Here is a 21,979-nt window from a genome sequence, read left to right as displayed (position 1 = left end):
TGTACAGTACGCTAACAAGGTATAGTCTTTAAACTTCTTTACATTTGGTAAGGCAAAAGCGTTTTCGCCTTTATATACTGAGAATAAGCCCCATTAGGCGGGCAGCAATGTGTTAACAGGGGGCAAGGGATGTTGCTAAAGAAACGGTATGGTCGACAATTGTCGGTGCTCAGCCTGAGCCTGGCTTTTGCATTTGCTCCGCTGTTCAATGTCCAGGCCGCAGAGCCTGAAGTTATACCCACAGATAGTTCCGCGACGGTGGGCGATCTGTCGTCGGCATTAGCCCAAAGCGACGGCCAGTCCGCTGCGGTCGCGCAAATGGCCGGCGAGAAGCCGCTGGCGGCGGATGCGGTGGCGAAAAGCCGTGCTGAAATCGAGGGCTTACTGCCGTCTGGTTATCATCCGGTTTATATCAATCCGCTGGTAGCGCTGTACGCTGCCCGCGACATGAAACCCATGTGGGAGAACCGCGAAGCGGTACAGGCCTTCCAGCAGCAGCTGGCGGAGGTCGCTATCGCTGGCTTCCAGCCGCAGTTCACCACCTGGGTGAGCCTACTGACTGACCCGTCAGTCAGCGGCCTGGCCCGCGATGTCGTGCTCTCCGACGCCATGATGGGATATCTGCATTTTATTAGCGGTATTCCGATGCAGGGGAACCGTTGGCTGTACGGCTCAACGCCTTACAAAATGACGACGCCGCCGCTCTCGGTCATCAATCAGTGGCAGCTGGCGCTGGATAACGGTTCGTTAACGCAATTTATTGCCGGACTGGCGCCGCAACATTCACAATATGAAGCAATGCATCAGGCGCTGCTGACGCTGGTGGCGGATAACCGTCCGTGGCCGCAACTGACCAGCAACGCCTCGCTACGTCCGGGAGAGTGGAGCAACGATATTGGCGCGCTGCGTGAAATCCTGCAGCGTACCGGCATGCTGGATGATTCGGCGAAAATCGCCCTCCCGGGCGATGTGGTAAGCCCATCGGCGAAACCGAAATCGAAAACAAAACCTGCCGCGCGTGGCGTGTACGATCGCCAACTGGTCGAGGGCGTTAAACGCTTTCAGGCCTGGCAGGGGCTGGGCGCTGACGGCGTCATCGGCCAGTCTACCCGCGACTGGCTGAACGTCTCTTCGGCGCAGCGTGCCGGGGTGCTGGCGCTGAATATCCAGCGTCTGCGTTTGCTACCGAGTAAATTGTCCACCGGTATCATGGTCAATATTCCGGCGTTCTCGCTGGTCTACTATCAGGACGGCAGTCAGGTGCTGGCATCGCGGGTCATTGTCGGTCGTCCGGATCGTAAAACGCCGATGATGAGCAGCGCGTTGAACAACGTGGTGGTCAACCCGCCGTGGAACGTGCCGCCGACGCTGGCGCGCAAAGATATCCTGCCGAAGGTGCGCAACAATCCAGGCTATCTGGAGCAGCATGGTTATACGTTGATGCGCGGCTGGAACAGCAAAGAAGCTATCGATCCGTATGGTGTCGATTGGTCTACCATCACCGAGAAGAATCTACCGTTCCGTTTCCAGCAGGCGCCGGGCGCGCGCAACTCGCTGGGGCGGTATAAGTTCAATATGCCAAGCTCGGATGCTATTTATCTCCACGATACGCCGAACCACAATCTGTTCCAGAAAGATGTTCGCGCGTTGAGCTCGGGCTGCGTTCGCGTCAATAAAGCATCTGAACTGGCGAATATGCTATTGCAGGATGCGGGCTGGAATGATTCACGCATTTCCGACGCGCTGAAACAAGGGGATACGCGCTACGTCAATATTCGGCAAAATATTCCGGTTAATTTATATTATTTGACTGCCTTTGTTGGCGCTGATGGACGTACACAATATCGAACAGATATTTACAATTACGATCTCACCGCGCGATCCAGCGCACAAATTCTGCCAAAAGCGGAACAATTAATCAGGTAAATGAAGTAGTTCTGCGAAAAATGTTGTCCTAGCACTGAACGAAATCGGGCCATGGTCGTCTACAAGGCCCGTATTTCCTGGGGTGAGGCTGCCTTGACGTTGGCAATAATGCCCGGTAAGGTGCCTTTCGTGCGCCAGAAGTGCATATACATATAATCCGCAAAAATGTATTGCGGCGGTCAGAACGAAAACGCTCTCCTGCTGAGCTTTATTAGCGGTAAGGGAGCGTTAGCGCGTCGTCAGCCAAATACGTTGTAGCGGAATAGTATATTACGATTCATTTACCTGTAGACCTGATTATCATGGACAAATTTGACGCTAATCGCCGCAGATTGCTGGCGTTGGGTGGCGCTGCCCTCGGTGCTGCCGCCATTCTCCCTGCGCCGGCATTTGCCACCCTCTCGACCCCCCGACCGCGTATTTTGACGCTGAATAACCTGCACACCGGTGAATCACTCAAGGCGGAGTTTTTCGATGGTAGAGGCTATATTCAGGATGAATTAGCAAGACTTAACCATTTTTTCCGTGATTTCCGCGCGAATAAAATTAAGTCTATTGACCCAGGATTATTCGATCAGCTTTATCGCCTACAGGGACTACTCGGCACCAATAAGCCTGTCCAGCTCATCTCCGGTTATCGCTCCGTCGATACCAACGATGAACTTCGCGCACGAAGCCGTGGTGTAGCGAAACATAGCTATCACACCAAAGGCCAGGCGATGGATTTCCACATTGAAGGCGTTGCCTTAAGCAATATTCGCAAAGCGGCGTTATCTATGCGCTCAGGTGGTGTAGGATACTACCCACGTAGCAACTTTGTGCATATTGATACCGGTCCGGTACGGCACTGGTAACGAAAGGAGCATCATGAACTATCGTATTATTCCGGTCACGGCGTTCGCCCAGAACTGTTCTTTAATTTGGTGTGAACAAACCCGGCTTGCCGCTCTGGTCGATCCTGGCGGCGATGCCGAGCGCATCAAGGAAGAAGTCGCGGCGGCAGGCGTCAGCCTGATGCAGATCCTGTTGACGCATGGGCACCTGGATCACGTCGGTGCGGCAGCCGAGCTGGCGCAACATTACGGTGTGCCAATTATTGGACCGGAAAAAGAAGATGAGTTCTGGCTGGAAGGATTGCCGGCGCAAAGCCGCATGTTCGGGCTGGATGAATGTCAGCCTTTGCAGCCGGACCGCTGGCTGAATGAAGGGGATGTGGTAACCGTCGGCAATATCGCTTTGCAGGTATTGCACTGTCCTGGCCATACGCCGGGGCACGTGGTTTTCTTTGACGATGCCTCGCGTCTGCTGATTTCCGGCGATGTGATTTTCAAAGGCGGAGTAGGGCGCAGCGACTTCCCGCGCGGCGACCACGGCCAGCTGATTGATGCGATTAAACGTAAACTGTTGCCTTTGGGCGACGACGTGACATTTATCCCCGGTCATGGCCCGTTATCGACGCTGGGATATGAGCGCCTGCATAATCCGTTCCTGCAGGATGAAATGCCGGTCTGGTAATGCCTGACCTCAAGGAAGTAAAAAAGGCCGCGATTGCGGCCTTTTCTTATGTGTCAGGGCTGGGAATTACAGCACCGCGACGATGGCTTCGCACAGCGGCGCCATATTATCAGGCGTCATGCCGGCAACGTTGATACGCCCGGACGCGACCGCATAAATAGCGAACTCTTCACGCAGACGCAGTACCTGCTCTTTGGTCAGGCCGCTAAACGAGAACATCCCATTCTGTTTGGTGATGAAGGTAAAGTCGCGGCTGGCGCCTTTTTCCTGCAGAGTATTCACAAACAGTAAGCGCATGCGCTGAATACGCTGGCGCATATCGGTGAGTTCTTGTTCCCAGATGGCGCGCAGCGCGTCGTTGCTGAGAATCGTCGCCACCACCGAGGCACCGTGCGCCGGCGGGTTTGAGTAGTTGGCGCGGATAACCGCTTTCATCTGGCTGAACGCGCGATCGACGGTGTCCTGATCGGCGGCAACCAGCGTACAGGCGCCAACGCGCTCGTTATACAGGCCGAAGTTTTTAGAGTAAGAGCTGGCGACCAGTAGCTCTTTATGCAGCGCGGCAAACGCGCGCAGGCCTTCAGCGTCTTCTTCCAGACCGCGGGCGAAGCCCTGGTAGGCGAAGTCAAACAGCGGCAGCCAGCCTTTTTCGGCGGACATCTGCGCCAGCTGTTGCCACTGTTCCAGCGTTGGATCGATGCCGGTTGGGTTGTGGCAGCAGCCGTGGAACAGCACAACGTCGCCCGCCTGCGCTTCGTTCAGGCTGGCTAGCAGACCGTCGAAATCAAGCTGGTGGTTAGCGGCATCGTAGTAAGCGTACTCACGCACTTCCAGCCCGGCAGCGCCGAAAACGCTTTTATGGTTCGGCCAGCTTGGGTTGCTTACCCATACCCGTTTAACGTCGGTGTTTTTGGCAAGGAAATCAGCCGCTACGCGCAGGCCGCCGGTGCCGCCTGGGGTTTGGGCGGTACGGGCGCGCTTATTGCTGATAATTGCGCTTCCTTTACCGAACAGCAGCTCCTGAGTGCAACGACCAAACTCCGGAATACCATCAATACCTAGGTAGTTTTTGGTGGTTTCATTTTCCAGCAGATATTGCTCGGCTTTTTTTACGCTGGTCAGAACAGGCGTTTTACCTGTCTCATCTTTGTAAACACCAATTCCGAGGTTAATTTTGCCTGGGCGGTCATCGGCACGAAACAGATCGGCCAGGCCCAGAATAGGGTCGGCAGGGGCGGCTGTAATGTTCTCAAACATGACGAGGTTCCATTGTGATTACTGAGGGAAATCCGCTATCAGGGTAACGGTAGATTTACAAATTGCCAACCGTTTGCGACAAAAAGCGAGAAGGTTTTTGCAAGTTACGATCTTCGTCTTAGTAACGCAGAAAAGCAGGACCGAAGTCCTGCTTTTTAGGCATATCACGAAGGGGTGTACTACAGATTAGAACTGGTAAACGATACCAACCGCAGCCTGGTCGTCGGTGGCAACGCCTGCTTCACGAGTATAGGAGTTGTCGTCCAGCTGGTTGAACTTGTACGCCGCGTACACGTTCATGTTTTTGTTGAAGTAGTACCAGGTACCCAGTTCAATGTATTTAACCAGGTCCGCATCGCCGCCGCCGAAGCCGCCGCGAGCCTGCAGATTTTTACCTTTAGTCTGCACGTAGCCGAGGGACGGACGCAGACCGAAATCGAACTGATACTGAACCACAGCTTCGAAGTTCTGAGTTTTGCCCGCGAAGTAGTTATCTTCTTCCGGGGTCATGTTGTAAGTCTGGGAGTACATAACAGCGGCGTAGATGTTGTTAGCATCGTACTTAGCAGAGGTTGCCCATGCTTCAGCTTTGTTACCGTTGCCGTCGCGCTTCTGGTCAACGCTACGGTTGGAGTTAGCGTAACCTGCGGACAGCGCGATACCGTTATCAAACGCGTAGGTTGCCGCGGTGCTGAAGCCGTCGCCGTTCTGTTTACGAATCACACGGTCGTGATCGTTTTTACCCTGGTACTGCAGCGCGAAGCTCAGACCGTCAACCAGACCGAAGAAGTCTGAGTTACGGTAGGTGGCCACGCCGTTAGTACGGCCGGTCATGTAGTTATCGGTGTAGTTCCAGCCGTCGCCGCCCCACTCAACCAGCATATCGGTTGCGGATTCGACGTCGTAGATGGCGCCGTAGTTACGGCCATAGTCGAATGAACCATATTCGCCCGCTTTCAGACCGGCGAAGGCCAGACGGGTTTTAGTGGTCTGGGAACCTTCAACGTTGGACGCATCCATGTTGTATTCCCACTGGCCGTAACCGATCAACTGGTCGTTGATTTGGGTTTCGCCTTTCAGGCCGATACGGGCATAGGTGGTGTCGTCGCTGCTGGTGTCACCATTGGTGGTCCAGACATGTTCGCCAACCATTTTTCCGTAGAAATCCAGCTTGTTACCATTTTTGTTATAGATTTCCGCAGCGTTGGCCGCACCGGCTACCAGCAGGGCAGGGATCACCACTGCCAGAATATTGCGCTTCATCATTATTTATTACCCTCATTAATATTTTTTATATGACACTTGCCACCGCCGCCAATAAATTCCGTCAATGAAAATTTACAGAACTATTGAAGATAGTTTGGTGTCTGAAGGCATCTTTCCATCGGTAGTGCCGTTTCGCTAGCCGGAAAATGCTACCAATATCGTAAAGTAGTAACAAAAAGAAAAAACATGTAACCAAATATTTATTTTTGGGAACTTTGTGAACTCAATCAAAATTCCGTTCCACTTTGCGAAGATTGTCACCTTCTTATATATATCTATATGAATTAGTTATGAATATTTTCGCTAAAGACAGATTTGATTATTTTTTGTCTCAGTTTGGCTCCTTTTTCGTTCAGGCGCCTTTTTTGCATAACGTGCGCGTAATGATTAAAAAATAGCCAATTCAATCAGTGTATTCATTTATGTCTTAACATAAGGTGCGAAATCTACGTACTAAGGGTAAGGAAATAGTGAGTAACATAATTACGAATTGTGAAGGTTGATGTTTAAGTTTGTTGAAATTCGCTCACAAAAATTGACATAAAAAAAGGCCGGCTTGCGCCGACCTTGTCAGTGTTTTAACGAAACGCGATTAGAATGTGGCGTTACGTGGCGTACGTGGGAAAGGAATCACGTCGCGAACGTTCTGTACCCCTGTTACGTAGGCGATAAGACGCTCGAAGCCCAGACCGAAGCCAGAATGCGGTACGGTGCCGTAACGGCGCAGGTCGCGATACCACCAGTAGTCTTCTTTATTCAGACCCATTTCGGCCATACGCGCGTCCAGCACGTCGAGACGTTCTTCACGCTGGGAGCCGCCGATGATTTCACCGATGCCCGGCGCCAGAACGTCCATTGCGGCGACGGTTTTACCGTCTTCGTTAAGGCGCATGTAGAACGCCTTAATGTCTTTCGGATAATTTTTCACGACCACCGGCGCTTTGAAGTGCTCTTCGGCCAGATAACGCTCATGCTCTGAGGAGAGATCCACGCCCCAGTACACCGGGTTTTCAAACTGCTTGCCGCAGTTTTCCAGGATAGTGACGGCGTCGGTGTAATCAACCTGAGCGAAATCAGCAGAGACAAAACGCTGCAGACGGTCGATGGCGTCTTTATCTACGCGCTCGGCAAAGAACTTCATGTCATCCGCACGCTCTTCCAGTACCGCCTTGAAGACGTACTTCAGCATGGCTTCCGCCAGACCGGCAACATCGTTGAGGCTGGCGAAGGCAACTTCTGGCTCCAGCATCCAGAACTCCGCCAGGTGGCGGCTGGTGTTGGAGTTTTCGGCGCGGAAGGTTGGGCCGAAGGTATAGATTTTGGACAATGCGCAGGCATAGGTCTCACCGTTCAACTGGCCGGAAACGGTCAGGAACGACTCTTTACCGAAGAAGTCTTTATCGAAATCGACTTTACCCTGGTCGTTACGCGGCAGGTTTTCCAGATCTAGCGTCGATACGCGGAACATTTCACCGGCGCCTTCGGTATCGGAAGCGGTGATAAGCGGGGTGGATACCCAGAAGAAACCCTGTTCGTCGAAGAAGCGATGCAGCGCCTGCGCCAGGGTGTGGCGTACGCGCGCTACCGCGCCAATCAGGTTGGTGCGCGGACGCAGGTGCGCCACTTCACGCAGATACTCGATGCTGTGGCGTTTCGCCGCCATCGGGTAGGTGTCCGGATCTTCAACCCAGCCGGTGACTTCCACGCTGGAGGCCTGGATTTCAAAGCTCTGGCCCTGACCCTGGGAGGCCACGACTTTACCGGTGACGATAACCGAACAGCCGGTGGTCAGGCGCAACACTTCCTGATTGTAATTGGGCAGAGAATTATTAATAACGGCCTGTACAGGATCAAAGCAGGAACCGTCATAGACGGCGAGGAAAGAAAAGCCAGCTTTAGAATCTCGGCGGGTACGCACCCATCCGCGCACGGTGACTTCGCTGTCAACGGCAACGCGGCCCTGGAGTACGTCGGCTACAGGCACAACGCTCATAATATTCTCTCTATATAGTCCAATAAAAAAGTCTCTTCCCCTTCAACGGGGGGATATCTATGTTACCTGTCATCTTCCATCAGACAAGCAGAATTCGCATCATAAAGGGATAATTTGACAATAAATAATAAAGAAAAAGGAGCCTGAGAGGCTCCTTGTTGAAATTAACTCGCCTTTTTAATCGGCGGCAGGTCGAAGGCCTCGCGCAGGGCGCGGACGAACGCCTTATCGTGGCAGATGGTTTTACCCGGGCTATCGGAGAGTTTCGCCACCGGTTTGCCGTTACATTCTACTAGTTTTATCACGATATTTAGCGGTTTCACCTGTGGGATGTCGCAGGTTAACCGGGTGCCGATACCGAAGCTGAGCTTCACCCGCGAGGAGAAGTGGCGATACAGTTCGACCGCTTTGCCGAGGTCGAGGTTATCGGAGAACACCAGCACTTTACTCATCGGGTCGATACCCAATTTCTGATAATGGGCGATAGCTTTCTCGCCCCACTCCAGCGGATCCCCGGAGTCATGGCGCAGTCCCTGATAGCGGGTAGCGAATTCAGGGCCGAAATCACGCAGGAAAGCGTCCATGGTGATGCAGTCGGTCAGGGCAATACCCAGCTGATCCGGATATTCCGCCAGCCAGGCGGCTAGCGCCGCGCGCTGGCTGCTGGCCAGGTTTGGACTGATTTGCTGGTGGGCCTGGAACCATTCGTGCGCCTGGGTACCCATCGGGGTTAAATTGAGTCGGCGGGCCAGATCGTAGTTGCTGGTGCCGACAAACCACGGCTCCTGCTGCAAGCGCTGCACGATAGCCTGTTGTACTTCGCGGGAGAAGCGGCGGCGGGTGCCGAAATCCATCAGGCGGAATGCCGACATATCGATGGCGGCGGTCATGTCGGCGAAGTCGGCAAGCTTATGTTCGAGCGTCTCCAGCGCCAGATCGACGCCGATTTCCGGCGAACGGTAGTGGTGCACCAGTTCGCTGATGACCGCCAGCAGCGGCACTTCCCACATGATCACTTCGCGCCACGGCCCGGCGAGGCGAATATTCAGCTTGCCATGATCGTTGATGACGGTGACCTGGCTCGGGTCGTAGCGGAAGTCGCGCAGCCAGTCGAGATAGTCCTGCGAGAAGAACGGCAGGGTGGACAGCCAGTGATACTCATCGTCCTGCAGCTTCAGGTCGCGCATGGTTTCAACCTGCTCGCGAATCGCGTCGGCATAGATGCCGAGCAGATCGTCTCCGCGGCAGCGGAACTCTGCCGCCACCTCCACATCATAGTAGCGGTGGAAGACGGCCTGCTGCATATGCAGCTTATAGGCATCCGTATCAAGCAGCGAGTGCAGTACAGGAGAAGTGAATTGTGTCATGGTGCGCAGTAGCATCCTCTCACTGGGGCGTTCCATTCAAACCAAAGCAGAAAAAAGGAGGCGGAGTATACCTTTAATACCCGGTGCTGTCCTGCTGCGATGGCTCGACGGTAACGCTGACGGTCATTTGCGAGGCCTAGTTTAATATATTGAACACGGATCACACCACAAGCTTTGCGCCGGGTCGAGCGCATTTCGTGCCTCATGTGTTATCAATATGTAGCGATTTTCGTGTTGAACGTTGAAAAGATGAAGATTCTGCGTAGCGCGATCTGCGCAACAGGAATAGACTGGAGCCGATACTTTACAGACACGCTAAAGGTTTTTTATGACACAACAGCCCCAAGCCAAATACCGCCACGACTACCGTGCGCCGGATTATCTGATTAGCGATATTGATTTGACCTTTGACCTGGATGCCGCGAAAACCGTTGTCACGGCCGAGAGTAAGGTTTCCCGTCACGCGGCTGCGTCTGATGTGCCATTGCGTCTGGATGGCGAAGACCTGACCCTGATTTCACTGCAGGTGAACGGCCAGCCGTGGAACGACTATAAAGAAGAAAACAATCAGCTGGTGATTAGCGGTTTGCCGGACAGTTTCACTCTGACTATCGTCAATGAAATTAGCCCGGCGGCGAACACCGCGCTGGAAGGCCTGTATCAATCAGGCGAAGCGCTATGTACCCAGTGCGAAGCAGAAGGCTTCCGCCATATTACCTGGTACCTCGACCGCCCGGACGTGCTGGCGCGCTTCACCACCAAAATCATCGCCGATAAAGCGAAATACCCCTACCTGCTTTCTAACGGCAACCGCGTAGCGCAGGGCGAGCTGGACAAGGGCCGTCACTGGATCCAGTGGCAGGATCCGTTCCCAAAACCCTGTTACCTGTTCGCGCTGGTGGCCGGCGATTTCGACGTGCTGCGTGATACCTTCACCACCCGTTCCGGGCGTGAAGTCGCGCTCGAACTGTACGTTGACCGCGGCAATCTCGACCGCGCGCCGTGGGCGATGACCTCGCTGAAAAACTCAATGAAGTGGGACGAAACCCGTTTCGGTCTCGAATATGACCTCGACATCTATATGATCGTCGCCGTCGACTTCTTCAACATGGGCGCGATGGAGAACAAAGGCCTCAACGTCTTTAACTCTAAATATGTGCTGGCCCGTACCGATACCGCGACCGATAAAGACTATCTCGATATCGAGCGCGTCATTGGTCACGAATATTTCCATAACTGGACCGGCAACCGTGTGACCTGTCGCGACTGGTTCCAGCTCAGCCTGAAAGAAGGGCTGACCGTATTTCGCGATCAGGAGTTCAGTTCCGATCTCGGCTCGCGTGCGGTAAACCGTATCAACAACGTGCGTACCATGCGCGGGCTGCAGTTTGCCGAAGACGCCAGCCCGATGGCGCACCCGATCCGTCCGGATATGGTTATTGAAATGAACAACTTCTACACCCTGACGGTCTACGAAAAGGGCGCGGAAGTGATCCGTATGCTGCACACCCTGTTAGGCGAAGCCAATTTCCAGAAAGGGATGCAGTTGTACTTTGAACGCCACGACGGCAGCGCCGCCACCTGCGATGATTTCGTGCAGGCGATGGAAGATGCTTCGAACGTAGATCTGTCGCATTTCCGTCGCTGGTACAGCCAGTCCGGCACGCCGGTCGTGACCGTGCATGACGACTATAACCCGGAAACCGAGCAGTACACGCTGACTATCAGCCAGCGTACGCCGCCGACCGCGGAACAGGCCGACAAGCAGCCGCTGCACATCCCGTTCAGTATCGAGCTGTACGATAACGAAGGCAAAGCGATCCCGCTGCAGAAGGGCGGCCATCCCGTGCACCACGTGCTGAACGTGACCCAGGCGGAGCAGACATTCGTCTTTGATAACGTTTACTTCCAGCCGGTACCGGCGCTGCTGTGTGAATTCTCCGCGCCGGTCAAGCTTGAATATAAATGGAGCGACCAGCAGCTGACGTTCCTGATGCGCCACGCGCGTAACGACTTCTCGCGCTGGGATGCCGCGCAGAGTCTGCTGGCGACCTACATCAAGCTCAACGTTAATCGTCATCAGCAGGGACAGCCGCTGTCGCTGCCGATCCACGTCGCTGACGCCTTCCGCGCGATCCTGCTCGACGAAAAAATCGATCCGGCGCTGGCGGCGGAAATTTTAACGCTGCCGTCGGCCAACGAAATCGCTGAACTGTTCACCATCATCGATCCGATTGCCATCGCGGCGGTGCGCGAAGCGCTGACCCGTACGCTGGCGAAAGAGCTGGCCGATGAGCTGCTGGTGGTTTACAACGCCAACAAGCTCGACAGCTATCGCGTAGACCATGCCGATATCGGTAAACGTTCTCTGCGCAATACCTGCCTGCGCTATCTGGCTTTTGGCGATGTTGAGTTGGCAGATAAGCTGGTGCAAGCCCAGTATCATCATGCTGACAACATGACCGACGCGCTGGCTGCGCTGTCGTCGGCGGTGGCGGCGGAGTTGCCGTGCCGTGATGTATTAATGCAGGAGTATGACGATAAGTGGCACCAGGACGGTCTGGTGATGGACAAGTGGTTCATCCTGCAGTCCACCAGCCCGGCGGCCAATGTGGTTGAGACGGTACGCGGATTGCTCAAGCACCGTTCATTCACGATGAGCAACCCGAACCGTGTACGTTCGCTGATCGGCGCCTTCGCGAGTAGCAACCCGGCGGCGTTCCATGCCGAAGACGGCAGCGGTTACCAGTTCCTGGTGGAAATGCTGACCGAGCTCAATAGCCGCAACCCGCAGGTGGCGTCGCGTCTGATTGAGCCGCTGATTCGTCTGAAACGTTACGATGAGAAACGTCAGGCCAAGATGCGTGCGGCGCTGGAACAGCTGAAAGGGCTGGAGAATCTCTCCGGCGATCTGTTCGAGAAGATCGCCAAGGCGCTGGCGTAACGGCGGTGCAAATCCCGGATAGCGGCGCAAGCGCCTTATCCGGGTTCACTACGCTGGCTGAAACTGCCGGTGTTGGTGGCCGCAAAATCCCCGGTGGCGCACTCGCTTACCGGGGCTACAGCGCTTTGCGATTTGGTAGTCCGGCCGAGCGAAGCGCGGGCCGGGGACGTTAGTTAGCCATGACTAAACAAACGCGGCGCGCGCTCGCTGTCGCCGCGCTTCATCACCCGATCGAGCACCTGTGCTTCCAGTTCCGCCAGCTTCGCCGAGCCGAACCGCCGCGGACGTGGAATATCCACGTTCAAATCGAGGCCGATTTTCTTTTCTTCTATTAACAGCACCCGGTCGGCCATCGCCACCGCTTCACTCACATCATGAGTTACCAGCAACACGGTAAAGCCGTGCTCCTGCCAGAGCGAAACAATCAATTCCTGCATTTCCAGGCGGGTGAGGGCGTCGAGGGCTCCCAGCGGTTCATCCAGCAATAACAGGCGCGGGCGATGGATCAGCGCGCGGGCCAGCGCAACGCGCTGTTTTTGCCCGCCGGAAAGCGCGGCCGGCCACTCATCGGCTCTCTCTTCCAGCCCGACGCTGGCCAGCGCCTGGCGGGCGGCATCGCGCCACTGGCCCTTCAGCCCAAGCCCAACGTTGTCGATAACCGTCTTCCAGGGCAGCAACCGCGCGTCCTGGAACATCATGCGCGTATCCTCCTGAATCTGCGCAAGCGGCGTCGCGCCTGCCAGTAGTTCGCCGCCGTTGGGTTTTTCCAACCCGGCCAGCAGGCGCAACAGGGTGCTTTTACCGCCGCCGCTACGGCCGACCACCGCGACAAATTGCCCGGTAGGAATATGTAAATCCAGCTCATTGAGAATGACATTGTCGCCGTAGCGTTTGCTGACCCCATTGAGTAACAGCGGGATCCCGGGATTAAGACGAGCAGTATTCATGCGTTAGCCTCCTGAAGACGGTACGCCGGGTTCCAGCGCAGCCAGACGCGTTCCAGCAGTTGCGCGCTGAAATCGGCGAGCTTGCCGAGTATGGCGTAAAGAATAATGGCGACCACCACCACATCGGTTTGCAGAAATTCGCGGGCGTTCATCGCCAGATAGCCAATCCCGGCATTAGCCGAGATGGTCTCAGCGACGATAAGCGTCAGCCACATCAATCCGAGGGCGAAGCGAATGCCGACCATAATCGAGGGCAGGGCGCCGGGGAGGATCACGTGGCGGAAAAGAGCGAATCCGGATAAGCCATAGCTACGCGCCATTTCCACCAGACCGCGATCGATATTGCGAATGCCGTGCCAGGTATTGATATAAATCGGAAACATCGTCCCCAGCGCGACAAGAAATATTTTGGCGCTTTCATCAATACCGAACCACAAAATCACCAGGGGGATCAGCGCGAGATGCGGCACATTGCGCAACATCTGGATGGAGGTATCCAGCAGGCGTTCGCCCCAACGCGAGAGCCCGCTAATGAGCCCGAGCGTCAGGCCGATGGAGCCGCCGATGGCGAAGCCAAGCAAGGCGCGCCAGGAACTGATCGCCAGATGTTGCCACAGTTCGCCGCTGGCGGAGAGCGTCCAGAAGGCTTTCAGTACCCCCTCCGGAGAGGGGAGAATACGGGTTGAGAGCCAGCCTACCGAGGACGCCAATTGCCAGATCAACACGGTGCCTACCGGTAAAAACCAGGGGGCGAGGCGTAACAGAAGTTTTTGCGAAGAGGCTGCCATAGTTCGCTCCCTAACTTTGCGCCGCTTTACGCGGGATAAATTCATTCGCTACCGCTTCCCCCTGCAGGCGCAGGTTTTGCGGCTGAGGGATCGTCGGAACGTTGACATCGAGCAGCGGGAACAGCAGTTCGCCGACTCGCCAGGCTTCCTCAAGGTGCGGGTAGCCGGAGAAGATAAAACTGTCGATGCCAAGTTCGGCGTATTCATTAATACGTTCAGCGACGGTGGCCGCATCGCCAACCAGCGCAGTACCTGCGCCGCCGCGCGCCAGACCGACCCCGGCCCACAGGTTCGGGCTGATCTCCAGTTTGTCGCGACGGCCGTTGTGCAGCGCCGCCATGCGGTGCTGGCCAACAGAATCGGTTTGCGCGAAGGCTGCCTGCGCGCGGGCGATGGTCTCGTCATCCAGATGGGAGATTAAGCTCTCCGCCGCTTGCCATGCCTCTTCATTGGTTTCGCGAACGATGACGTGCAAACGAATACCAAAGCGGACGCTGCGGCCGAGGCGCGCGGCTTTCTCACGCACCTGGGCGATTTTTTCCGCCACCTGCGCCGGCGGTTCGCCCCAGGTCAGATAGAGGTCTACCTGTTCGGCGGCCAGATCCTGGGCAACGTCCGAGGAGCCGCCAAAGTAGAGCGGCGGTCGCGGCTGTTGCTGCGGCGGGAAGAGCAGTTTCGCCCCGCGTACGTGCTGATGTTTGCCGTGAAAGGTCACGGTTTCGCCTTCCATCAGCTTGCGCCAGATATGGGTGAACTCGGCGGAGGCTTCGTAGCGTTCGGTGTGGTCGAGGAATACGCCATCGCCGGCTAATTCATTTGGATCGCTGCCGGTGACCAGGTTGAACAAGGCCCGGCCATTAGAGAGTCGATCAAGCGTAGCTGCCTGGCGCGCGGCGACGGTAGGCGATACGACGCTTGGGCGCAGCGCGACGAGGAACTTCAGTCGCTGGGTGACGGGGATCATTGAAGCGGCAACCAGCCAGGCATCTTCACAGGAGCGTCCGGTGGGAATAAGTACGCCGGTAAAGCCGAGTCGGTCGGCGGTCTGGGCGATTTGCTGCAGATAGCTGTAGTCTACCGGGCGCGCCCCTTCGTCGGTGCCCAGATAGCGGCCGTCACCGTGGGTGGGTAAGAACCAGAACATATTCAGACTCATGATTTCGCTCCTTGTGCGGGGGCAGGCTGCCAGATACGGTTTTGAATAGTGATTTTTTTCGGTACCAGCTTGTTCTCATAGAACAGATCGGCGGTTTGCTGTTGGCGAGCGGCCGTTTCAGCGCTTACCGGGGATATCGCGGTTGGCGGACGATGGTCGAGATAGCTGGCGATTACCGCTTCGGGTAGCCCCATCGTTTTGGCCAGCAGGGCAATACTTTCCTGGCGATGGCTGATGGTCAGGGCATCCGCCTGGCTAAAGGTCGCCAACACGCCTTCGATAAAGGCGCCGTTCTTTTCTGCATAAGGACGGGCGGCAAGATAGAACGAACCGGTCTGCTTCAGGTCGCTACCATCTTTCAGTACCCGTACCCCGCCTTGCAGCAGCGCCGCAGAGTAATAGGGATCCCAGATAGCCCAGGCGTCGACATTACCTTGCTGAAATGCGGCGCGGGCATCGGCGGGGGCAAGATATACCGGCTGGATATCGCTGAATTTCAGGCCTGCCTGCTGCAGAGCGCGCAGCAGCAGATTGTGCGAGCTGGAGCCCTTCTGGAACGCCACCTTACGTCCTTTCAGTTCTGCCACGCTTTTGATTGGGCTGTTATCGGCGACCAGAATCACTTCCGCTTTCGGTTTCGCGGGTTCCGCGCCGATATAGACCAGATCGGCGCCGGCAGCCTGAGCGAAAATTGGTGGAATATCGCCAGTACTGCCGATATCAATACTGCCGACGTTCAGCGCTTCCAGCATTTGCGGCCCGGCGGGAAACTCGACCCATGAGATCTTAGTTTGCGGATAGCGCTGCTCCAGCAACTGATGGCTCTTCGCCAGCACCATACTGACGCTGCCTTTCTGGTAGCCGATGCGTAACGCTTCCGGCGCTTGCTGGGCCGCATGCGTAATAAAGGAAAGCATGAGTAGCCCGCCGAGAGTCAGGGCGCGCAGAGGATTAAGCATGCTCAACCCCCTGTAATGTCTTTAGTCCGGAGATACGGCTGTTGCGGCGATTCAGCGCCTGCCAGAAGGTCTCCAGCGCCTGGTCGAGACGGTTTTGCAGATTCGGTGTGAACTGCGGCTTGTGTTGATAATCGGTGACCTGGCTATCATCGGCGAAAACGCCATGTAAGATTTCCTGCGCTTTCAGGGCATTAAGCACCGGTTTCAGAGCGTAATCGACCGCCAGCATATGGGCGATGGTGCCGCCTGTCGCCAGCGGCAGGACAATTTTGCCTTCCAGAGCGCGTTCCGGTAGCAGGTCGAGCAGCGTCTTCAGCGCGCCGGAAAAAGAGGCTTTATAGACGGGGGTGGCGATAATCAGGCCATCGGCGCCGGCCAGTTGTTCATTTAAGGTATGCAGAGCGGGGTTATCGAAGCGGGCGTAAAGCAGATCTTCGGGATCAAAATTCTGTAAATGCCAGTGATAGACTTCGATGTCGGCTGCGGCAAGTTTCTCTCTGGTGTACTCCAGCAATGCGCTTGAGCGAGAAGGGTAGCGGGGACTGCCCGCGAGTGTAATAACGCGCATACTCTCTCCTTATAACCAAATGTTTGCATTTATCTATAATTGATAACATTTTATGGCAGTGTGACAGAGGGCGTTTATTTCCCTAAATGATTTTTCCGGCGTTAAATTGCCAAAATGCGCATAACAGGCGGTAGAGAAGTAAACGTTTGCGTTGGACACGTGATTTTTTGTCGCAGGTCAATTCCCTTTCGGGCGCGGATCGAACATAATACGCCCCCGGTTTGCACACCGGGAATCCAGGAGAGTTCATGTACTATCCCTTCGTTCGTAAAGCTCTTTTTCAGCTCGATCCTGAGCGCGCTCATGAAGTAACCTTCCAACAATTACGCCGCGTAACCGGCACGCCGCTGGAAATACTGGTTCGGCAAAAAGTACCGTCGAAACCCGTTACCTGCATGGGGCTCACTTTCAAGAATCCGCTGGGGCTGGCGGCCGGGCTTGATAAAAACGGCGAGTGCATTGATGCGCTCGGTGCGATGGGCTTCGGCTCAATTGAAATTGGTACCGTAACCCCGCGTCCACAGCCGGGCAATGACAAGCCGAGGATCTTCCGTCTCGTCGATGCCGAAGGTTTGATCAACCGCATGGGCTTTAATAACCACGGTGTTGATAACCTGGTCGAGAATGTGAAAAAAGCGCATTTTGACGGCGTACTGGGGATTAATATCGGTAAAAATAAAGATACCCCGGTTGAGCAGGGTAAAGATGATTATCTGATTTGTATGGAAAAAGTCTATCCATACGCTGGATATATCGCCATTAATATCTCCTCGCCGAATACCCCAGGGCTACGTACTCTACAATATGGTGAAGCGCTGGATGATTTACTCGGCGGTATTAAAAATAAGCAGCTCGAACTTCAACAGAAACATCAAAAATATGTTCCTGTGGCGGTGAAGATCGCCCCGGATCTTTCCGTCGAGGAATTGATCCAGGTGGCCGACAGCTTAGTTCGCCATAATATTGATGGCGTCATTGCTACCAATACCACCCTCGATCGTTCACTGGTCCAGGGGATGAAGCATTGTGATGAAACCGGTGGGTTGAGTGGTCGTCCATTACAATTAAAAAGCACCGAAATTATTCGTATGCTGGCGACGGAATTAAATGGTCGTTTGCCAATTATCGGAGTTGGCGGTATTGACTCGGTGATTGCCGCTCGTGAAAAGCTGGCTGCTGGCGCCACGCTGGTGCAGATTTATTCCGGGTTTATTTTTAAAGGCCCGCCGCTGATTAAAGAAATTGTTACACACATCTAATCTTTTCCGTCTCTGAATCTTCCCCAGGGCTTTATTTCCGGCCCTGGTTGTTTTATATTCCTTCATTGTTGCTTATTTAGACATTTTAGTCTTTTCTTAATTTTAGAAATTATTCTGTAGCAGGATGCCATTGCTTTGCAGAAGGAAGTGGAAGAGGACGGGGGTAGAAATGCGGATTAAACCTGACGATAACTGGCGTTGGTATTACGACGAAGAGCATGACCGCATGATGCTCGATCTGGCCAATGGTATGTTATTTCGCTCACGTTTTGCCCGGCGCATGTTAACGCCTGACGCTTTCGCACCGTCGGGATTCTGCGTCGATGACGCGGCGCTTTATTTTTCTTTTGAAGAAAAATGCCGCGAAATTGAATTAAACAAAGAGCAGCGTGCCGAATTAGTATTAAATGCCTTAACCGCGATCCGTTTTCTAAAACCGCAGATGCCGAAGAGCTGGCATTTCACCACGCATCAGCAGAACTGGCAACCCGCCAGCGGCGACGCTGCCAGCGTGTGGATCAGCGATACCGGCGAGCAGGTCAATTTGCTGGTGGTCGAACCGGGTGAAAACGCCACGCTTTGCCTGCTGGCGCAGCCTGGACTAACTCTGGCTGGCCGGGTGATGCAGTTAGGCGATGTGATAAAAATTATGAATGACAGGCTGCAGCCGGCGCAGAGCGCGGCCAGCTACAGCCTCGGGCAGGCGGTTTAAGGCGCCAGGCGCAGCGCGGTTTTCGGTACGCAGCTGCAGCATAAAATGGTGCCATCCGCGGCGACCGCATTTTTCTTTAACGGACTCACTTCTCCCTCTTCGAGGCGGATACGACAGCTGCCGCAGATCCCGGCGCGGCAGGAATAAGGGATACGAATACCCTGTTGTTCCAGTTGCTCCAGCAGTACCTGCTGGTTATTGCCGGTAAACTGTTGCCCTTGCCACTCAATCTCAACCGTCGCTTTTGGCTGCGTATCCGCCGCCAGGGTATCGTCGCTATCGCTGGCGCCATAGGCTTTAGCCGGACCACGGGTCAGCACTTCCACTTCATCACCCACGCGGATCACGCCGCTGTTGCGGGCGATCAGATTCTGGCCAAAATCGACATCGCCATTATCCTGCGCGGTACGAAAACGCTTTAACGTCTCCAGCGGCTCGCCGGACGGATGCTTTTGCCCACGTTCCGGGCTGACGGTGGTAAAAATGCAGCGGCTGCAGGGTTTGGCGACGTCAAATACTACCTCGCCGATGCGAATGACTTTCCAGCTATCTTCATCCCACGCCGCCGCGCCGGTGACCACCAGATTAGGGCGAAATTGTTCTATGCTTACGCTGGCAGGGCACCGCTGCTGCAGGTCGCGAAGTGAGGCCTCGTTGGCGAGCAGGTAGGGATAACCGTCGGCGAAGGAGAGCGGCACCGCGTCGTGACGTTTTACTCGCCGGGTTAGCTGCGGCCCGAGCCAGCGCAGTTGGACGTCGCGGTTGAAGAAGCCGCTGAGCCACTGGTTGATGGCGGCCGGCGCGATCAAGGCGGTGAAATGGTTGCCCCACACCTCCGTCGGCTCGCCCTGGGGAGCGAAATCATCAAAGCGCACCAGCGCGCTGCTGCCATCCGGCGCGGTCAAGTGCAGGCCGTCATGAAGCGGCGAAGGCAGGAATTTTACCATCTGCGGAAACTGCCGTGCGGTAATAAACGTACCGTCGGTTTCAGTCAGCATAAAGATGCGGTCGAAGGCCATGCCGCTAATATCGGCAAAGGCATGGGTGACGCCAATTCCGCGCATGGATTTGACGGGATGAATAAAAAGTTTCGATAGCGTTACCATACGCTGCCCCTGGGTTCAAAAATAAGCCTTTAACTTTATGACATAGGGCACATATTGGCTATAATGCGCACCAATTTTCTTTAAGTAAAAGTGACGATATGAAATCTCTGTTTGCCAGCACGGCTCGTGGTCTTGAAGAGCTGTTAAAAACTGAACTGGAAGGATTTGGCGCCACGGAGTGCCAGGTTGTCCAGGGCGGGGTTCATTTTCAGGGAGATACGCGACTGCTGTATCAAAGCCTGATGTGGAGCCGGCTGGCCTCGCGCATCATGCTGCCGCTGGGTGAGTGCAGCGTGTATAGCGATCTGGATCTCTACCTGGGGGTTCAATCGATTCCGTGGACGGAGATCTTTACCACTGACGCCACCTTTGCGGTGCATTTTAGCGGCCTCAACGAGGAGATCCGCAACAGTCAGTATGGCGCATTGAAAGTCAAAGACGCTATCGTCGATAGCTTCACGCGTAAAAACCTGCCGCGTCCGAATGTCGATCGTGAAAACCCCGATCTGCGTATCAACGTCTGGCTGAACAAAGAGACGGCGCATATCTCGCTGGATCTGAGCGGCGAAGGCCTGCATCTGCGCGGCTACCGTGACGGTACCGGCATGGCGCCTATCAAAGAAAACCTCGCGGCGGCAATCGTTATGCGCTCCGGCTGGGTAGCGGGAACACCGCTGCTCGATCCGATGTGCGGCTCCGGCACACTGCTGATTGAAGCGGCGATGCTGGCGACCGATCGCGCGCCGGGCCTGCACCGCGGCCACTGGGGCTTTGGCGGTTGGGCACAGCATGATGACGTCATCTGGAAAGAGGTGAAAGCCGAGGCACAAACGCGCGCGCGCCAGGGGCTGGCCGCTTATGAATCGCGCTTCTATGGTTCTGACGTCGACGAGCGCGTGATTGAACGCGCGCGCCGCAACGCCCGCCGCGCCGGAATTGGCGAGCTCATCAACTTTGAAGTGAAAGACGTCGCACAGCTCAATAATCCGCTGCCGAAAGGCCCGTACGGCACCGTTATCAGCAACCCGCCGTACGGCGAGCGCCTGGAAAGCGAACCGGCGCTGATTGCCCTGCACAGCCTGCTGGGGCGGATTATGAAAAACCAGTTTGGCGGCTGGAACCTATCGGTCTTCAGCGCCTCGCCGGAATTGCTGAGCTGCCTGCAGCTGCGTGCCGATAAACAGTTTAAAGCCAAAAACGGCCCGCTGGACTGCGTACAGAAGAACTATCATCTGGCGGAAAGCGAAGGCGGCAAGCCGGCGATGCTGGCGGAAGATTTCGCCAACCGCTTACGTAAAAACCTGAAGAAGTTTGAAAAGTGGGCGCGTCAGGAAGGCATTGAATGCTATCGCCTGTACGATGCCGATTTGCCGGAATACAACGTGGCTATCGACCGCTACGGCGAGTGGGTGGTGGTGCAGGAGTATGCGCCGCCGAAAACCGTCGATGCGCACAAAGCGCGCCAGCGTCTGTTCGATATTATCGCCGCGACTATCGCGGTGTTAGGGATCGCGCCGAATAAGCTGGTGCTGAAGACCCGCGAGCGGCAGAAGGGTAAAAATCAGTACCAGAAGATGGCGGAGAAGGGCGACTTTATCGAGGTACAGGAGTATAACGCGCGTCTGTGGGTTAACCTTACCGACTATCTCGACACCGGTCTGTTCCTCGACCACCGTATCGCCCGTCGTATGCTGGGCCAGATGAGCAAGGGTAAGGATTTCCTCAACCTGTTCTCCTATACCGGCAGCGCCAGCGTCCACGCCGGTCTCGGCGGCGCGCGCTCCACCACGACCGTCGATATGTCGCGCACCTATCTGGAGTGGGCGGAACGCAACCTGCGTCTGAACGGCTTAACCGGCCGCGCGCATCGCCTGATGCAGGCGGACGTACTGGGTTGGCTGCGGGAAAGCACCGAGCAGTTCGATCTGATCTTTATCGATCCGCCGACCTTCTCCAACTCCAAACGTATGGAAGATGCCTTTGACGTGCAGCGCGACCATATCCGTCTGATGACCGATTTAAAACGTCTGCTGCGTAAAGGCGGCACGATTATGTTCTCGAATAACAAACGCGGTTTCCGTATGGATCATGACGGGCTGGCGGCGCTTGGCCTGAAGGCGCAAGAAATTTCGCAAAAAACGCTGTCGCAGGATTTTGCCCGCAACCGTCAGATCCACAACTGCTGGCTGATTACCGCGGCCTGAAAGGAATAAAGA

The 21,979-nt window shown here is 55.3% G+C and carries 17 protein-coding genes; 7 read left to right on the top strand and 10 right to left on the bottom strand.

Going from position 1 to position 21,979, the window contains the following annotated elements; genetic code table 11:
• Window positions 1-129: 129 nt before the first annotated feature.
• The 3 genes from ldtD to ABLV78_RS16930 all read left to right on the top strand — a co-directional run bounded on the left by ldtD (window position 130) and on the right by ABLV78_RS16930 (window position 3,441).
• Window positions 130-1,926, top strand: coding sequence for a L,D-transpeptidase LdtD (ldtD, locus tag ABLV78_RS16940; protein WP_047045613.1), 1,797 nt, complete (start codon window positions 130-132; stop codon window positions 1,924-1,926).
• A gap of 302 nt (window positions 1,927-2,228) precedes the next feature.
• A complete protein-coding gene (mepK, locus tag ABLV78_RS16935) occupies window positions 2,229-2,780 on the top strand; it encodes a peptidoglycan L,D-endopeptidase MepK (RefSeq protein ID WP_015367456.1) in 552 nt (183 codons plus the stop codon).
• Between the two features lie 13 nt (window positions 2,781-2,793).
• The gene (locus tag ABLV78_RS16930; RefSeq protein WP_015367455.1) at window positions 2,794-3,441 is read left to right on the top strand and encodes an MBL fold metallo-hydrolase; all 648 of its coding nucleotides are present in this window, start codon (window positions 2,794-2,796) and stop codon (window positions 3,439-3,441) included.
• Between the two features lie 66 nt (window positions 3,442-3,507).
• Here the strand turns inward: ABLV78_RS16930 and ABLV78_RS16925 are convergent, their stop codons facing one another.
• From ABLV78_RS16925 to pncB, 4 genes are all read right to left on the bottom strand, one after another.
• Window positions 3,508-4,698, bottom strand: a complete 1,191-nt coding sequence (locus ABLV78_RS16925) for an amino acid aminotransferase (protein ID WP_047045615.1) — start codon at window positions 4,696-4,698, stop codon at window positions 3,508-3,510.
• Between the two features lie 186 nt (window positions 4,699-4,884).
• The gene (ompK35, locus tag ABLV78_RS16920; RefSeq protein WP_047045617.1) at window positions 4,885-5,964 is read right to left on the bottom strand and encodes a porin OmpK35; all 1,080 of its coding nucleotides are present in this window, start codon (window positions 5,962-5,964) and stop codon (window positions 4,885-4,887) included.
• A gap of 592 nt (window positions 5,965-6,556) precedes the next feature.
• Entirely contained in the window at window positions 6,557-7,957 is a 1,401-nt protein-coding gene (gene asnS, locus ABLV78_RS16915; protein ID WP_047045619.1) for an asparagine--tRNA ligase, read from the bottom strand.
• Between the two features lie 164 nt (window positions 7,958-8,121).
• Window positions 8,122-9,324 (bottom strand): nicotinate phosphoribosyltransferase, encoded by a 1,203-nt coding sequence (gene pncB, locus ABLV78_RS16910; protein ID WP_047045657.1) that lies wholly within the window; start codon window positions 9,322-9,324, stop codon window positions 8,122-8,124.
• 328 nt (window positions 9,325-9,652) lie between these two features.
• Between pncB and pepN the strand changes: the two genes are divergently transcribed.
• The gene (gene pepN, locus ABLV78_RS16905) at window positions 9,653-12,268 is read left to right on the top strand and encodes an aminopeptidase N (protein WP_047045620.1); all 2,616 of its coding nucleotides are present in this window, start codon (window positions 9,653-9,655) and stop codon (window positions 12,266-12,268) included.
• Window positions 12,269-12,441: 173 nt separating this feature from the next.
• Here pepN and ssuB read toward each other — a convergent pair whose 3' ends face one another.
• Genes ssuB through ssuE form a run of 5 tightly spaced genes read right to left on the bottom strand, consistent with a single transcriptional unit; the run spans window position 12,442 to window position 16,686 of the window.
• Window positions 12,442-13,215: an aliphatic sulfonates ABC transporter ATP-binding protein gene (ssuB, locus tag ABLV78_RS16900; RefSeq protein WP_047045623.1), complete on the bottom strand. Its 774-nt coding sequence runs from the start codon at window positions 13,213-13,215 to the stop codon at window positions 12,442-12,444.
• Window positions 13,212-14,003 (bottom strand): aliphatic sulfonate ABC transporter permease SsuC, encoded by a 792-nt coding sequence (gene ssuC, locus ABLV78_RS16895; protein ID WP_015367447.1) that lies wholly within the window; start codon window positions 14,001-14,003, stop codon window positions 13,212-13,214. The genes ssuB and ssuC overlap by 4 nt, the downstream gene beginning before the upstream one ends.
• Window positions 14,004-14,013: 10 nt before the next feature.
• Entirely contained in the window at window positions 14,014-15,159 is a 1,146-nt protein-coding gene (ssuD, locus tag ABLV78_RS16890) for an FMNH2-dependent alkanesulfonate monooxygenase (protein ID WP_045395668.1), read from the bottom strand.
• On the bottom strand, window positions 15,156-16,118 hold the full coding sequence (locus ABLV78_RS16885) for a sulfonate ABC transporter substrate-binding protein (RefSeq protein ID WP_047045628.1): 963 nt from the start codon (window positions 16,116-16,118) through the stop codon (window positions 15,156-15,158). Before ABLV78_RS16885 ends, ssuD begins: the two co-directional genes overlap by 4 nt.
• Window positions 16,111-16,686 carry an NADPH-dependent FMN reductase gene (ssuE, locus tag ABLV78_RS16880; protein ID WP_045395662.1) on the bottom strand — a complete coding sequence of 192 codons (576 nt, stop codon included), beginning with the start codon at window positions 16,684-16,686 and terminating at the stop codon, window positions 16,111-16,113. Before ssuE ends, ABLV78_RS16885 begins: the two co-directional genes overlap by 8 nt.
• Before the next feature lie 248 nt (window positions 16,687-16,934).
• Here ssuE and pyrD point away from each other — a divergent pair, with 248 nt between their 5' ends.
• Together pyrD and zapC are read left to right on the top strand one after the other, a co-directional pair.
• Window positions 16,935-17,945 (top strand): quinone-dependent dihydroorotate dehydrogenase, encoded by a 1,011-nt coding sequence (gene pyrD, locus ABLV78_RS16875; protein WP_020079247.1) that lies wholly within the window; start codon window positions 16,935-16,937, stop codon window positions 17,943-17,945.
• A 169-nt stretch (window positions 17,946-18,114) separates the two neighbouring features.
• Window positions 18,115-18,657, top strand: a complete 543-nt coding sequence (gene zapC, locus ABLV78_RS16870; protein WP_045395659.1) for a cell division protein ZapC — start codon at window positions 18,115-18,117, stop codon at window positions 18,655-18,657.
• On the opposite strand, the gene ABLV78_RS16865 is transcribed toward zapC, so the two are convergent.
• Window positions 18,654-19,763, bottom strand: a complete 1,110-nt coding sequence (locus ABLV78_RS16865) for a YcbX family protein (protein WP_047045632.1) — start codon at window positions 19,761-19,763, stop codon at window positions 18,654-18,656. The genes zapC and ABLV78_RS16865 overlap by 4 nt on opposite strands.
• Window positions 19,764-19,861: 98 nt before the next feature.
• On the opposite strand from ABLV78_RS16865, the gene rlmKL reads away from it, so the two are divergent.
• A complete protein-coding gene (gene rlmKL / locus ABLV78_RS16860; RefSeq protein WP_047045635.1) occupies window positions 19,862-21,967 on the top strand; it encodes a bifunctional 23S rRNA (guanine(2069)-N(7))-methyltransferase RlmK/23S rRNA (guanine(2445)-N(2))-methyltransferase RlmL in 2,106 nt (701 codons plus the stop codon).
• Window positions 21,968-21,979: the final 12 nt, after the last annotated feature.

This window comes from Klebsiella sp. CN_Kp075 (assembly GCF_040065055.2).
GTDB classification, from domain to species: Bacteria; Pseudomonadota; Gammaproteobacteria; order Enterobacterales; family Enterobacteriaceae; genus Klebsiella; species Klebsiella aerogenes.
This window is presented reverse-complemented; position numbering and strand designations above follow the sequence as displayed.